The sequence below is a fragment of the Micromonospora pisi genome (genome assembly GCF_003633685.1).
GTDB classification, from domain to species: Bacteria; Actinomycetota; Actinomycetes; order Mycobacteriales; family Micromonosporaceae; genus Micromonospora_G; species Micromonospora_G pisi.
Genome location: NZ_RBKT01000001.1, coordinates 4436711 through 4449468 on the forward strand (window position 1 = coordinate 4436711; position 12758 = coordinate 4449468).

A 12758-nucleotide genomic window follows, 5' to 3' on the forward strand; every position below is an offset into this window, starting at 1 on the left:
TATCGGGCCCTGCCGGCAGGGCCCGATACCCGGCTGGGGGGGAGGGGTCGGGTAGCGGGGTGGTGCGGAGGAGCTAGAGGTCGCCGAAGGTGTCGTACCGGATGTTGGCCGGTGGCACCTCGTGCTGGGCGAGGGTGCGCAGGATGGAACGGACCATGGGGGCCGACCCGGAGACGAAGCAGTCGTGCGCCGTCCAGGGGCCGTACCGGGCAAGAACCTCGGCCAGATCGCCCCGCTCACCGGTGAACTCGTCGTCGACGCTGCACGAGGGGAGGATCGAGAGCCAGGGATGCTCGGCGGCGAGCTGGTAGAGCTCGGTGAGGCCGTACAACTCGTCCTGGCTGTGCCCGCCGAAGAAGACGTGCACCCAACGGGTGCGGTTGTACAGCGTCAACTCCTCCACCAACGCCTTGATCGGGGCAAGTCCCACCCCACCGGCGACGCAGAGGATGTCCCGGTTCGACTTGCGGTCCAGCGTCATCGTGCCCATCGGTGCCGCCAACCGGAGCAGGTCGCCAGGCTTGATCTTGCGGACCAGACTGCTCGACACCCAGCCAGCACCGACCGCCCGTACGTGGAACTCGAGCACGTTCTCCTCGGTCGGCGCGTTCGCGATCGAGTAGGTACGCCACAGACGCGGCTGGTAGCGGGGCACCTCGATGCTGACGTACTGGCCCGCGCGGTAGGGCAGCGGGTACTGCAGGGCACGGCAGGTGAAAACCGCCACGTCCCGGCCCCGACGCTCATGGGTCAGCACCTCGGCGTGCCAGAACGGCGGGTTCGGATCGTCGGCCGCACCCGCGATCATCTTTTCCGAGATCGCCGCGTACGCGTCCTGCCACGCGTGGTCGTACTCGATGGTCCACTGGTCACCCCCGGCGGTACGCAGAGCCGTCAGCAGCGCCTCGCCGACCATCGCGTAGTGCTCCCGGCTGACGTGGTACTTGCGGTGGTCACGGCCGAGCCCGCGCAGGAACTCGTCGAACCGCTCCGGATCGTCAAGAGTCTGCATCGCCGAGATCACCGCCTCCAGCAGCCGGTCCCGCTGCCCGGTCATCTGCACCGGGAACAGCTGGCGCAACTGTGGGTTGGAGAGGAAGAGGCGGGCGTAGAAATGTCCAGCGATCTTGTCCCGGTCCTCCTCGACCAGGGTCCAGCTCTCCTTCAACACCTGCGCCAGGTTGTCCATTGCGCCCTTCTCGATGACGACGTGCGACCGGCGCACGTACGAGCTGATCGGATGGCGGGACGATTGGGCTGTCCGTCACGATCAGGATGGCGACTCTCCGTGGATCGTGGTCGCACAGATTGTGCGATCGGCTCCAAGGGAGTGATCAGGTACGGCGGAGGCGGGAAGATTCACCGTCCGAGAGCGGTCGAGTTGCCGCAGCGTGAGGCAGAGTGGTCGGGTGACGGTTGATCTCGCCCGGCCGGTTTCCCGCCGGACCATCGGCACCGAGGTGCTGCTGGTTCTCGGTGTCTCCCTCGGTCAGTCCGCGGTCTACTCGGCGGTGAACATCATCGGCCGGCTCACCGCCGACCGGCCGCTCTCCCAGCAGACCGCGACCCTCAACGCCTCCCAGTCGGCCCGGCCCTGGCTCGACCTCACGTACCAGTTGCTGAACATCCTCTTCGCCCTGGTGCCGGTGCTGCTCGCCGTACACCTGCTCAACCGCGACCGGGGTGACGCCCGGCTGACGCTCGGCCTGGACGCCCGGCGGCCCGGCACCGACCTCGGCCTGGGGGCGGGCCTGGCCGCGTTGATCGGCATACCGGGGTTGGGGCTGTTCGCCCTCGCGGCCTGGCTCGGGATCAACGCCAACGTCGTTCCGGCCGATCTGCCGGACATCTGGTGGGCGGTGCCGGTGCTGATCCTGGCCGCCGCGCAGAACGCGATCCTGGAGGAGATCGTGGTGGTCGGGTACCTGGTGACCCGACTGCGCGACCTCGGCTGGCGGATCGGAGCGGTGATCGCCGCGAGCGCGGTACTACGCGGGTCGTACCACCTCTACCAGGGTTTCGGCGCCTTCGTCGGCAACGCGATCATGGGGGTTGTCTTCAGCCTCGTGTTCCTGCGGACAAAACGGGTGTTGCCGCTGGTCATCGCGCACACCCTGCTCGACGTGGTCGCCTTCGTCGGCTACGCCTCGCTGCCCCGCGAATGGTTCGACTGGCTGTAGCGGGCGACTGCCCGTGCGGCCAGCCGCTGGGCCGCGGCCGAGTCGCCCACCGCGGCGGCAAGCATCGCCGCGCCGGGCAGCAGTCGTGCCGCAAGGCGCAGCGCCAGCCAGCCACCGGCCTGGGCAGCCAGCGGCGCGGCCAGCCGCCACCCCGCCTCCGCCACCCGGTGCAGGCCACTGCCGTCGCCGTCCGGGCCCGCCGCCAGCGCGGCGTCGAGGGCGCTACGCGCGGACCGGTCGTCCGGATGCACCTGGGTCAGGACCAGCAGGTCGACCGCCCGCTCCGGATCGGTGGGATCCAGTCCGTAGGCCGCGGCGAGGTGCAGCACCAGCGCGGCCTGGGTCCAGGAGACCGCGGCCAGTTCCGCGACGGGTGCGAGGAGGCCGGCGGCGGCCGAGGCGGCGCCGCTCACGCCCGCCAACCGGACGAACCGTGTGGTGATCAGCCGGGCCAGGCCATGGGCGCTGGCGGTGGGATAAGTCGTCCGGGTCTGCCGGGCCCAGGACCCGGCGGCCGGACCCAAGCTGTTCACAGCGGCGACGGCCAGCAGTTCGGGGGTGAACCCGGGATGGTCGAGCAGGCGCGCGGCGATCGGTGGTCGGCCCGGTGTGGACGTACGCGGCTGCGCCGGAACCATGGCTGCCGCGCTCGGGCGCTTCGCCGAGGTGGCCTTGCGACCGGCCCGCTTGGCCACCACAGGCGGCGCCGGTGCAGGGCCGCTGGTCTCGGGGCTGGCTGATTCAGGGCGGCTGTTTCCGGTGCTGGCCGGTTCGGTGCTGGCCGGTTCGGGGTCGGCCGGGGTGGCGGGCCCGGATGGGCTCGCTCGGCGGGTGGCCGGCTTCCGGGGCGTACTCGCCTTCCGGGGCGTGGCCGATTTCCTCGGCGTGGCCGGCTGCCGGGCCGGGGCCGTCTGCGCCGGGGCGGGGGCTTGTGTTGGAGCCGTCTGTGCCGGGGCTTGCGCCGGGGGTGCGGTGTCCGGCCCTGCGGACGGGCTGGTCGCGGGTGGCTCAGGTCCGGTGACCGGGGTCTCCTCGTCAGCCGGCCCGGGCGCTGGCGTCGACTGCCGTTCCTCGGCCGGTGGCTGAAAGAGCACGGCGGGCGCCACCCTGGCCTTACGGGACCCGCTCGGGGGAGCAGCGTCCGGCGCGGGTGACGGTGGCGTGAAGGCCGGCTTCGGAGTGCGGGAGCGTGGCGTCGACTTGGCCCCGGGACGGCGGCCAGGCGTCGGCTCGGTGGGCGGCGGCTCCTCCATGTCCAGCGAGCCTAGTCGGCTTGACCCCACTCCACCTCCCGGAAGCGGACGTGGGCACGACTCGATCAACCGCTCGGCCGCGTTCCGGGTATGGCGCGCGGGATACTCGTTTTGCCCCAGCCGGTAGGAGACCTGTATTCTCGGTCGGCGGTGGTCTGCTGGCCACCGGGGAGACTTCGCCTAGTCTGGTCTATGGCGCCGCACTGCTAATGCGGTTGGGGTCTTAAAGCCCCTCCCGGGTTCGAATCCCGGAGTCTCCGCGCGAGATTGGTGTGTGTATGCTGATCGAGCACCTGCGCCCGTAGCTCAACGGATAGAGCATCTGACTACGGATCAGAAGGTTAGGGGTTCGAGTCCCTTCGGGCGCACCGGGTCAAGGGGCCTGACTGCCGAGATGGCGGTCAGGCCCTTTGCTTTCCGTCCCTTGTGGGCGTTTGGGTGCTTCTGTGGCTTTTGCTACGAACCTGCCCTGGGTCCCACCCTGCCTGCCTGCTTTGGCTGAGTCTGTCTCCGGTTCCGATCGTGGTTGGCTCCTTTGTCTCGCTCCGCTTGGCGCTGGGGCATCGGGTGTGCCTGCCGCCCGATATGCCGACCGTCGAGATTCTGCACTGTTACCCGCATCTCGCTCTGCGTGAACTCTGACCACCGCCTCCCCGGTCACGACCGTGCCCTGTGCCTGATAGTTCAGGCACAGGGCACGGTTGGGGCAATCAGGCCTATTTGTCCGGGTGTGGTGAGCGCGGGCAGCTTGACCGGTGGTATTGCGGAGTGCGTCAGCACCCCTTCGCGGCCTGATCCCTTACGTGCCAGACGGACTTAACCGGGTAGGCCTGCTGGGTCTCGCTCGGCGGGGACCGATGCGACGACGGGCAGTGGGGGATCTTCGATGGACCGACGTGCCCCCCTCCCTCGAGGGCCGCGATAGCGTGCTCGGAACGCTTCGCCATAGGTGGAAATGCGGGATGGGTGCAGAATTTTGACGAAGGGTTTTTCTACAAATTCGTGTACGGCCATGGCGAACATCAGGCTGACCGCGAAGACCGCGAGGAACGAGGCAGCGAGTGGCAGCTTGTGGTGGCCACGAAGCAGTTCGTTCGCCGACAGGATGACCATCAGGTGCACGAGATAGAACGCAAACGACACCTCGCCGAGGTACACGATCCAGCGGGCTCGGAAGAGCGACCGAGTCCTACGGACATCCGCGACTGCTGCGGCAGCCACCAATAGGGTGTAGGCGATCACTGTGGCGGTGGTTACACGAATATTCGGCCAAGACGATGGCGCCAGGCGTACCACCACCGTAAGGCAGAAAATGGTGAAAAGGCTGCTGACAATCAGTCCGGGCCCGTGCCAGTGTCCCCGCCGGACGAGCGTCGCCAGTGCCATTCCCAGAACGAATTCGAGAATCCGGGACAGTGGTAAGATGTAGACGATGTAGGTTTCCCCGAGGCCGACCGGCTCGCCGAGGTCGCTGAGCCAAGGCATCGCCATCACGAGGGCTATGAAGGTGACCATGATGGCCCAAAGTGCACGATTACTAGCGCGTCGAATCAGCGGCGCGAGGAAGGGGAAGCACAGGTAGAAGAACATTTCGCAGCTGAGTGACCAGGATACGCCATTGAATCCCCACCAGTAGTCGGACCGCTCCGGAATCCATGTCTGGGTGAGTGTGAGGTGGGTCAGAGCGACCTTGGTGCCCAATGGATCGCCAAGCCATCTGAGCATGAACGCCGCTGCGATAAATGTTACTAGGTGGCTTGGGTAGATTCGAGCGAAGCGTCGCCACCAGAACACTCGTTTGGATTCAGTGCGTTGTGGCTGCCACGTGAGCACGAAGCCGGAAAGAATAAAGAAGAACGAGACGGCGGACGAACCGGCCAGAAACACAAAACGTAGGGCGTCGCGCTGCTCATAGAAACTGGCGTTGGCCGCGAGATGATATCCGAAGACCGCGAATGCCGCGAACCACCGCAACCCAGTGATGCTGTCCAGTCGCGACGAAGAGGAGGTCGTCACTGCGCCTTCGTTGGTGTCGCGTGTGGTGTCGCCCGTGGTCGCTCCCATAGATTACCCTTATTCCTAGCTACGTGAACGTCAGATTGAAGAAACTGTTGTCGACATTCTGTGTCGCCTAGTTTGTGATCCCACAACGCCAGGCCTTTTCCGGTGTCCTCGTGTTCGGCCGACTCGATCAAATCCAGGTATGTCTTTGTGGCCTGTGCGCCAGTGGTGGGCCCATATATGCACTGTGGCGTGCCTTGTCTCTGGGGGGTCTCGCTGGGTCTCCGGGCGCACCGATGCTCTCCGCTCCGATCGCGATGAACCGTTGCCAGTCGCCCTACAAGAAGGGCGAACCGAGAATGGACGCCCGCAAGCATCGGGACGCCGTGTCGTAAGGCATTGGACGATGGGCGGAGGTCCGCCCGCCGAACGCAGTCGGCCCCTTAGGACGATCCCCAGGACATCGTGGCCTCGGAGGGTGGCTCCGTAGGCCCAGGGTGTCGTCAAACGTGCTATTTGCGGCTTGCGTCAGCTCACCACGGGCAGAATTCTGGTTCGTCATGATTGGGGAATCCCATCGGCGGCACCCAGCGCAAGTAGGTCCGGCGGGGGTTCGTCCTGCAGGAGCGCCTTTCCCAGCGATGGCGCAATCCTCATCGAACTCCCCGTCTGACCGCTCCTGAGTGTGCACATGTTACGTGAGGTGATCTAGATAACCAACAGGCCGTCCCTTAATTGCCTGGCTTCGGCATGTTGGCGGCAAAGCTCTGGCGCGCGGGCTTCTCGCGGCCGCAGCACTTCCTCGGCGGCAGGCCAGACCGGTTCGCGGCGCGGGTGGGTGCGCGGTTCATTTGCGCGTTTGATTGGTTTTTGGGAAAAGTCTTCTCGACGGATCTCGGACCTGGTGCACTGGCTGGCCTGCGCGTGGCTCGGGTCGAGGGCCCGGGCGGTCAGGTGAGGGTGAAGTTGACCGTCGAGGTCTGTCCGGCTGTCACCGTAGCCGGCTGCGGTGCTGCCTGGCCCGTGATCGAGGTGCCCCCGGTCCGGATGTGGAACTCGTAGCGGCCCGGTTCCAGGTTCCACTGGAAGACCCCCTTGGCGTCAGTGGTGACGACCAGTTGGGGGACCGGTTTGGCCGGATTGTCCACTGACTGCACCCCGATTCCCACGCCGGGCACCGGTGAGCCGTCGGCGCGGGAGACCGTGCCGGTGACCATGCCCCGGTCGGCCGCCCGGCTGGGATCGGCCGGCGGATGGGTCGCGGAGACCGGTGCGTCGCCGCCGGGCCCGCCCGGCAGGCCGGGCGAGGTGGACGAGGGCTGGCTGCAGGCCGACAGTGCGGCGACGGCGAAGAGCGCCGAGACGAGTACGCGAGCACGGGTTGACCGCATGACTGCCTCCTTGTGGCGAGCTAGGCAAGCTGACGTACACGTGGTCGCCCTGGTTCCGTCACCAATACCGACAGTAAGGCAATGGCTACGGCCTGACGTGCGAACGGGCCTGGCCGGCAAACTCCACCCCAATCCGCAGATCGGCCAGGTCGCCCCTACCTCCTTGACCTCGTCGATCATGAAGTTGGCGCCGAATCTCGGCCCTGAAGGCGCGCCAACTTCATGATCAACGAGGAGGGGTGGGCGTGATCGGGGTGGGTGGGGGGCTCGGGGCGGTGTGATGGGGTGGGGCGATCTGGTTGGATCCGATGATCGACATGTGCGGAAGGATGCGCGGGTGACTTCGACCGGGGCAGCCTTCGCGCCGCTGCGTTACGTGCCGTTCCGCTATCTCGTCACCGGACGGTTCATCAGCGTGCTGGGCAACGCGATCGCGCCGATCGCGTTGGCTTTCGCCGTACTCGATCTGACCGGTTCGGTCCGTGACCTTGGGCTGGTGGTCGGCGCCCGGTCGGTCGCAAACGTGGTGTTCCTGCTCTTCGGTGGCGTGATCGCCGACCGGTTGCCCCGGCAGGCGGTCATGGTCGCCTCCTCCGCGCTCGCGGCGGTGACCCAGGGGGCCGTGGCGGCGCTGGTACTGACCCACAACGCGACGATCCTGCTGCTGATCGTGCTCTCCGCGATCAACGGCATGGTGAGCGCATTCGCCCACCCGGCGACCGCCGCGCTGATGCCGCAGACCGTGCCGGCCGCGCTTCTGCAACCGGCGAACGCGCTCAGCCGGCTGGGCGTCAACGCGGGCTCGATCGGTGGGGCGTCGGTCGGCGGGATCCTGGTCGCGGTCGTCGGACCGGGCTGGGGCATCGCGGTGGACGCGTTGAGTTTCGCGCTCGCCGGACTGGCCTTCGCCGGCGTACGGGTGACTGCGGTACGGGACCGGTCGGTTGCTCGTCGTAGCACCTGGATTGAGCTGCGGGAGGGCTGGACGGAGTTCTCCTCGCGTACCTGGGTGTGGGCGGTGGTGCTCGGGTTCATGGTGCTCAACGCGGCGCTGACCAGCGGTCTGAACGTGCTCGGCCCATCGGTCGCGGATGACGGTATCGGCCGGCGGGCCTGGGGGCTGGTGCTCGCCGCGGAGACCGCCGGCATGATCGTCGGGGCGTTGGTCGCGCTGCGCCTACGGGTACGCCGGCTGCTCCTGCTCGGGGTGGTCAGCATGCTCGGCGGGGCACCGTTGCTGCTGGTGCTCGGCACGGTCCCGCATTTCGTCCCACTGTTGCTCGCCGCGTTCGTCGGTGGCATCGCCCTCGAACAGTTCGGCGTCGCCTGGGAAACCTCGATGCAGCAGAACATCCCGTCCGACAAGCTCGCCCGGGTCTACTCGTACGACATGTTGGGCTCCTTTGTGGCGATTCCGATCGGCCAGATCGCGGTCGGGCCGGTGGCGCTGGCCATCGGCACCGAGTCGACGTTGCTGGTGGCGGCCGGGTTGGTGGTGCTCTCCGTACTCGGGATGCTGGCCAGCCGCGACGTACGGCGACTGGAAACCCGGACGCTGCCGGCGGACGCACCCGAGTCGCCGGTGGGCGCATCCGCCTGACCGGGGCGGCTACCTACCCTGGGTCGGTGAATGTCTCCTGACCGAACGTCCGTCGTGACAGCTCGATGTCTGCCGTAGCGTCCCACGGATGGAGCAGGAGTTGCTGGGACTCGCCTTGTTGGGCGCGGGCGCGCTGCTCGGCATGGTCGGCAACTGGATCAAACCACCGCCCAAGCTCGGCGGAGGCTGGGCCATCGCTCTCTTCGTCACGATCCTGCTCGTAGTCGGTGGGCTGACGTACTACAACGGCCGCCCTGACGTCGGCGACCGCGACGGGTCGGGATCGGACCAGCCGGGGCTGGCGATGCCGAGCCACGAGCAGAGTTCCCTCAATCCGCTCGGCCCGAACGGCGGGCCGTCGGCCACCTCGCCCCCGGCACCGACCGCCCCGGCCGGTGCCGGCGGCTCGCCACCTGCGTCCACCGCCCGTGGTGGGTCCGGAACCGTGCGCACCACGCCGTCCGCTCCGCCGCCGAACAACAAGCCCGCGACCACCTCGCCGTACGTGCCGGCCGAGCGGTTCCAACGCTTTGGCGGCAGGCACGGCTCGTTCACCATGGCGGCCAGCGGGTCGCAGTTGCGGATCGTCGCGCCGGAGAGCATCGACAACCAGTGGGGTGGTGCCATCAGGGACCATCACCGTTGCGATGTGACGATCGCGTTCGACGTACGGCTCGACGCCGGCCCGATGGACTACTACGGCTTCGCCGTGGTGCCGCGCGGCCAGATCAACGACGACGACCAGGCGCAGGGCTCGGCGATGATTTTCTACCGGGACTCGGGTGACGACTTCATCGCCAAGTACTCGTCGTTGCCGACGCCCGGGATCGGCGGGATCGGCGGTGGCGCGTACAACGTCGCCGACCTGCGAAAGACCCATCGGGTCGTGGTGAGTGCACGGGGCGCGGTGCACACGGTGACCGTCGACGGTGTTCCGAGCGGGGAGTACGCCGAGACGGAGCCCGAGTGCGGCATACCGATGATCGTGGCGTGGGGCGGGGTGACCGCGTACGTGGACCGGGTGCTGCTGAGCTAGTTGTAGTGCCGCCGGCAATGACGGGGTCGACGGACCGGGAAACGTGAACTCGCCGCTGCGGCGAACGCTCCGGTGAGCAGCGCCACCCAGATGGCGACCATGCACCGGATCGCCTGGTCGTGCGGATAGCGGACGGGTTGCAACGGCAGCAGCACCCCTCCGACGATGAGGACGGCGATCACCGCCGACCAGAACGCCGCTGGGTGACGCGGACGTACCGGCGCCGGCCCGTGCCAGGCCCTCAGCAGGCCGTCGCGCCCGAGCCGGAGGAGCAGCACGACACCGACGACCGCGCCCAGCACATTCGACACGATGGAGAGCAGTTCCCACCAGGGCAGGCCGGGTATCACCTGCTGATGCAGCGCCGGAAACAGGACCAGACCCGTGTCGACGGTCGGGTGGGTGAACGCGTCCCACCCGATGTGGCTGATCGCCCCGAGTAGCGCCGAGATCACGGTCACCCACCAGCGGTGACGTACGGCGCCCAGTACGCCGTAGTCGCGTAGGGCGAGCGGGCCGCCCGACGGCAGATGCGTCGCGACCACTGGGGCGGACCAGCGGACCAGTCGGCTGGCGACCAGCGTCAGCGGCAGCGCCCACCACAGCGGCGCGTGCCACGCATGACTGTGGATCGTCACGCCGTAGCCATCCATGGCGAACGCGACATCCGGCGAAGCGGCACCGATGACCAGGGCGACTCCGTCGAACCATCGCGGACGCCACATCTTCAGCGGCACCACGGCGACGGGATGTGTCGGCAGGGTCATCGGCATGATCATGACCCTACGGATCCGGTCGCCGCGATCGGTGCGCACAGTGTGTGGATCCGGTGCACTTCCCGGGTGGTGGCGGAGCGCTGATGGTGCCGTGACCGCAACCTGCGGCGGCAAGCGAGCCGCTGTCCCGGACAAGACGTGACCGGGGAAGACGGCCCATCGGCTGTCTTCCCCGGCCTCGTACGGGTCAGTGGTGGGTCATGGCGGTGACTCGAGCTGATGACACCGTCGGCGCTTCCGGGCGTACGGTCAGCCGGTCGCGCAGCTCGCCGTGGGTGTGGTGTTGTTGCCGTTCTTGTAGAGCGTGATACCGAAGTTGTTGCCGTTACCGTTCGGACGCGCGGTGAGGGTGCCACTGGTCCCGCTGACCGACGCGTTCCAGCTGCTCTGCAGGCTCTGACCACCATTCGTGCGAATGGTGACGACCCAGTTGCTGCTGCCGCTGACCGAGAAGTTCACGTTGAACCGGTCGCTCCACTCGTCGGCACGGCTCACTGTGACCGAGCAGCCGCCACCGGGCGGCGGGGTGGTGGGGTTCGGGCCCGGGGTGGAGCCGCCCACCGTGATGTTGGAGCTCCCACTGCTCTGGTATCCCTCGGTGGCCAGGATCTGGTAGTCGTGGTTGCCGAGGTTCATCCCGTAACGGGCCCACGCGTCGAAGTGGTTGCCGACGTTGATCGTGCCGCCCACCCTCTTCGACTGCCGGACGCTCCAGTACTGGTAGAAGGTCCTGGTGCCGTCGATGGAGGGCGCGTTGACCCGCTGCGTCTGGTAGATGTCGTACGTACCGCCGTCGGTGGTGACCGTGCCCTTGAACGTTCCCGTAGGCCGGTAGGTGCCCCAGCTGTCGACGATGTAGTACTCGATGAGCGGGTTTCTGGTCCACCCGTAGAGGGTCAGGTACGAGTTGCCGGACGGGTTGAAGGTGCCGGAGTAGCTCACCGTCCGGCGTCCGCCGGGGTTCCAGCCCTTGCCGGCGACGAAGTTGTTGACGTTGCTCCACTGGGTGCTGTACTGCCCGCCGTTACCCATGGTCATGGAGACGTTGCCACTGTCTTTCCAGAAGGAATAGAAGTAGCCGTTGTGGTTTCCGGTGGAGTTCGACGTCACGGTCTGGGCGTGGGCGGGGCTGGACACGATGACCGTAGCTCCGGCCGTGACCAGCGCGATGGCGCAGGCACCGCCGATGAGCATCCGGAGGCGTCCGCGCCTGTGGCTCATCGATTGGACGGGGGCGTCGTTCATGTACTTGCCTTCCTTCCTCGTCACGGCTGGCGGGAGGCCGGCAGCTCGGTACGACCCGGCGAGGCTGTCGGTGGCCGGGCGGCGGCTACCGGACGTCGGCGTCGTACCACGAGGTGATGGTTGGCCGGTCGTCCTGCGTGACGGCCGAAGGAGTGGGTCGTGGTGGGTGGCATCGACGCTGATCGACGTCTGTCGATGGCGAAAGTATTGGCCCCACTTCGTCGACTTGTCAACAACTTTCGGAAACCTTGTGGAAACACGCCGCGACGTCGGACCTCTGTCGGAGCGGCATCTGTCCTAGCCAAAGGCGATGTCAGTTCGATCGGAGTCCGAGGCCGACCGACTGGAACCCTCGCCGAAGGGGCGCGGGCCGAACTGAGATCACCGAAAGTTTCAGGTTGCTTCCGGATCTTCTCTGCCGTCTGCTCGCGCGCGCCCGCGTGCCGGCCGCTCCCCGCTAGAGCTGGTCGAGCCAGACCACGATCCCGGTCAGATCGTTGAGTACGGCCGCGACACCGGCTCTGATGGCAGCCGCGCAGCGCTCGGCGGTGAACGAGCCGGGGTCGTACGTCGAGGACGCGCCGAGCCCTTCGCCGCGGAACGACGCACCGTCCCAGTCGACGGACGTGACGTTGTGGGTGGGCTCCGCGAGTTCGGCGCCGACCACCAGGAACTGTTGTGACAGATGGCTCGGGGTGACCGTGGCGAGGGGGTCGATGAGGTCGTTGCCCGCGCTGACGATCAGATCCGGGCGCATTTCGAGAACCCTGGTGATGCTGGGGATGAAGTCATGGGCGTCGTCGGGGACCACCGTACGGAGGTCGACGTGCTCCTCCTCGGCCCAGTCCGTGATCGCCGTCACGAGCGCCTTGGTGGGGCCGTCGTCACCGGACGTGAGCAGCACCACGCGATAGTCCTTCGACGGGTGGACCCCGGTCCAGGAGCCCGGTCGCGGCGTGACGGTCGCCTCCGGGGCGGGCATGGCGGAGGGGTCGACGAACCCTGGGCCAAGTGTGCCGATGGGGGTCGGCGTGGCGTGCGGCCGTGACCAGTCGTCACCGGAACCGCATCCGGTGACGAGCGCGGCGGCCGCGGCCAGCATGGCGACGGCCCGAAGCAGGGGGCGCAAGTGTTCGTCCTCTTCGGTGGTGGCGGAAGTCTGCGTACTTCCTTGTATTCCTATCCCAACTCCGGTCCCACTCAATCCACCGGGCTGGCGCTCTGCGAGTTTGTTTTCCAGTGGTTCTCCGGCGGTCGGGTTGCTGTTAACCCCCGA

At 67.4% G+C, this 12758-nt stretch carries 11 protein-coding genes and 2 tRNA genes; 6 read left to right on the top strand and 7 right to left on the bottom strand.

Annotation, left to right across the window (positions count from 1 at the left end; all coding sequences use genetic code 11):
- Positions 1-73: 73 nt before the first annotated feature.
- The gene (locus BDK92_RS18755; RefSeq protein WP_121162371.1) at positions 74-1189 is read right to left on the bottom strand and encodes a globin domain-containing protein; all 1116 of its coding nucleotides are present in this window, start codon (positions 1187-1189) and stop codon (positions 74-76) included.
- 220 nt (positions 1190-1409) lie between these two features.
- On the opposite strand from BDK92_RS18755, the gene BDK92_RS18760 reads away from it, so the two are divergent.
- A complete protein-coding gene (locus BDK92_RS18760; RefSeq protein WP_121157878.1) occupies positions 1410-2180 on the top strand; it encodes a CPBP family intramembrane glutamic endopeptidase in 771 nt (256 codons plus the stop codon).
- On the opposite strand, the gene BDK92_RS18765 is transcribed toward BDK92_RS18760, so the two are convergent.
- Positions 2141-2818, bottom strand: coding sequence for a hypothetical protein (locus BDK92_RS18765; RefSeq protein ID WP_211349282.1), 678 nt, complete (start codon positions 2816-2818; stop codon positions 2141-2143). The two genes, BDK92_RS18760 and BDK92_RS18765, sit on opposite strands and share 40 nt — an antisense overlap.
- Between BDK92_RS18765 and BDK92_RS39710 the strand changes: the two genes are divergently transcribed.
- The 3 genes from BDK92_RS39710 (at position 2817) to BDK92_RS18775 (ending at position 3801) form a co-directional block, all read left to right on the top strand.
- Complete coding sequence (locus BDK92_RS39710; RefSeq protein WP_211349283.1) at positions 2817-3266, top strand: hypothetical protein; 450 nt, start codon at positions 2817-2819, stop codon at positions 3264-3266. The two genes, BDK92_RS18765 and BDK92_RS39710, sit on opposite strands and share 2 nt — an antisense overlap.
- 336 nt (positions 3267-3602) lie before the next feature.
- A tRNA-Ser gene (locus BDK92_RS18770) sits at positions 3603-3693 on the top strand.
- Between the two features lie 35 nt (positions 3694-3728).
- Positions 3729-3801, top strand: a tRNA-Arg gene (locus BDK92_RS18775).
- A gap of 448 nt (positions 3802-4249) precedes the next feature.
- Here BDK92_RS18775 and BDK92_RS18780 read toward each other — a convergent pair.
- On the bottom strand, positions 4250-5497 hold the full coding sequence (locus BDK92_RS18780; RefSeq protein WP_121157879.1) for an acyltransferase family protein: 1248 nt from the start codon (positions 5495-5497) through the stop codon (positions 4250-4252).
- An 887-nt stretch (positions 5498-6384) separates the two neighbouring features.
- Positions 6385-6825 carry a carboxypeptidase-like regulatory domain-containing protein gene (locus BDK92_RS18785; protein ID WP_170208614.1) on the bottom strand — a complete coding sequence of 147 codons (441 nt, stop codon included), beginning with the start codon at positions 6823-6825 and terminating at the stop codon, positions 6385-6387.
- A gap of 337 nt (positions 6826-7162) precedes the next feature.
- Here BDK92_RS18785 and BDK92_RS18790 point away from each other — a divergent pair, with 337 nt between their 5' ends.
- Together BDK92_RS18790 and BDK92_RS18795 are read left to right on the top strand one after the other, a co-directional pair.
- Positions 7163-8425, top strand: coding sequence for an MFS transporter (locus BDK92_RS18790; protein ID WP_246017116.1), 1263 nt, complete (start codon positions 7163-7165; stop codon positions 8423-8425).
- A gap of 88 nt (positions 8426-8513) precedes the next feature.
- Entirely contained in the window at positions 8514-9461 is a 948-nt protein-coding gene (locus BDK92_RS18795; protein WP_121157882.1) for a hypothetical protein, read from the top strand.
- Here the strand turns inward: BDK92_RS18795 and BDK92_RS18800 are convergent.
- From BDK92_RS18800 to BDK92_RS18810, 3 genes are all read right to left on the bottom strand, one after another.
- Complete coding sequence (locus BDK92_RS18800; protein WP_170208615.1) at positions 9458-10234, bottom strand: DUF4184 family protein; 777 nt, start codon at positions 10232-10234, stop codon at positions 9458-9460. The two genes, BDK92_RS18795 and BDK92_RS18800, sit on opposite strands and share 4 nt — an antisense overlap.
- A gap of 252 nt (positions 10235-10486) precedes the next feature.
- Positions 10487-11482 carry a glycoside hydrolase family 11 protein gene (locus BDK92_RS18805; RefSeq protein WP_121162372.1) on the bottom strand — a complete coding sequence of 332 codons (996 nt, stop codon included), beginning with the start codon at positions 11480-11482 and terminating at the stop codon, positions 10487-10489.
- Positions 11483-11939: 457 nt separating this feature from the next.
- On the bottom strand, positions 11940-12611 hold the full coding sequence (locus BDK92_RS18810) for a type 1 periplasmic-binding domain-containing protein (protein WP_211349284.1): 672 nt from the start codon (positions 12609-12611) through the stop codon (positions 11940-11942).
- Between the last annotated feature and the right edge of the window lie 147 nt (positions 12612-12758).

Excerpts from the sequence above, each read along its gene's own strand:
- BDK92_RS39710 (WP_211349283.1), top strand. The coding sequence starts at position 2,817 with ATGGCTGCCGCGCTCGGGCGCTTCGCCGAGGTGGCCTTGCGACCGGCC.
- BDK92_RS18805 (WP_121162372.1), bottom strand. The coding sequence starts at position 11,482 with ATGAACGACGCCCCCGTCCAATCGATGAGCCACAGGCGCGGACGCCTC.
- BDK92_RS18755 (WP_121162371.1), bottom strand. The coding sequence starts at position 1,189 with ATGGACAACCTGGCGCAGGTGTTGAAGGAGAGCTGGACCCTGGTCGAG.
- BDK92_RS18795 (WP_121157882.1), top strand. The coding sequence starts at position 8,514 with ATGGAGCAGGAGTTGCTGGGACTCGCCTTGTTGGGCGCGGGCGCGCTG.
- BDK92_RS18800 (WP_170208615.1), bottom strand. The coding sequence starts at position 10,234 with ATGCCGATGACCCTGCCGACACATCCCGTCGCCGTGGTGCCGCTGAAG.
- BDK92_RS18785 (WP_170208614.1), bottom strand. The coding sequence starts at position 6,825 with ATGCGGTCAACCCGTGCTCGCGTACTCGTCTCGGCGCTCTTCGCCGTC.
- BDK92_RS18765 (WP_211349282.1), bottom strand. The coding sequence starts at position 2,818 with ATGGTTCCGGCGCAGCCGCGTACGTCCACACCGGGCCGACCACCGATC.
- BDK92_RS18780 (WP_121157879.1), bottom strand. The coding sequence starts at position 5,497 with ATGGGAGCGACCACGGGCGACACCACACGCGACACCAACGAAGGCGCA.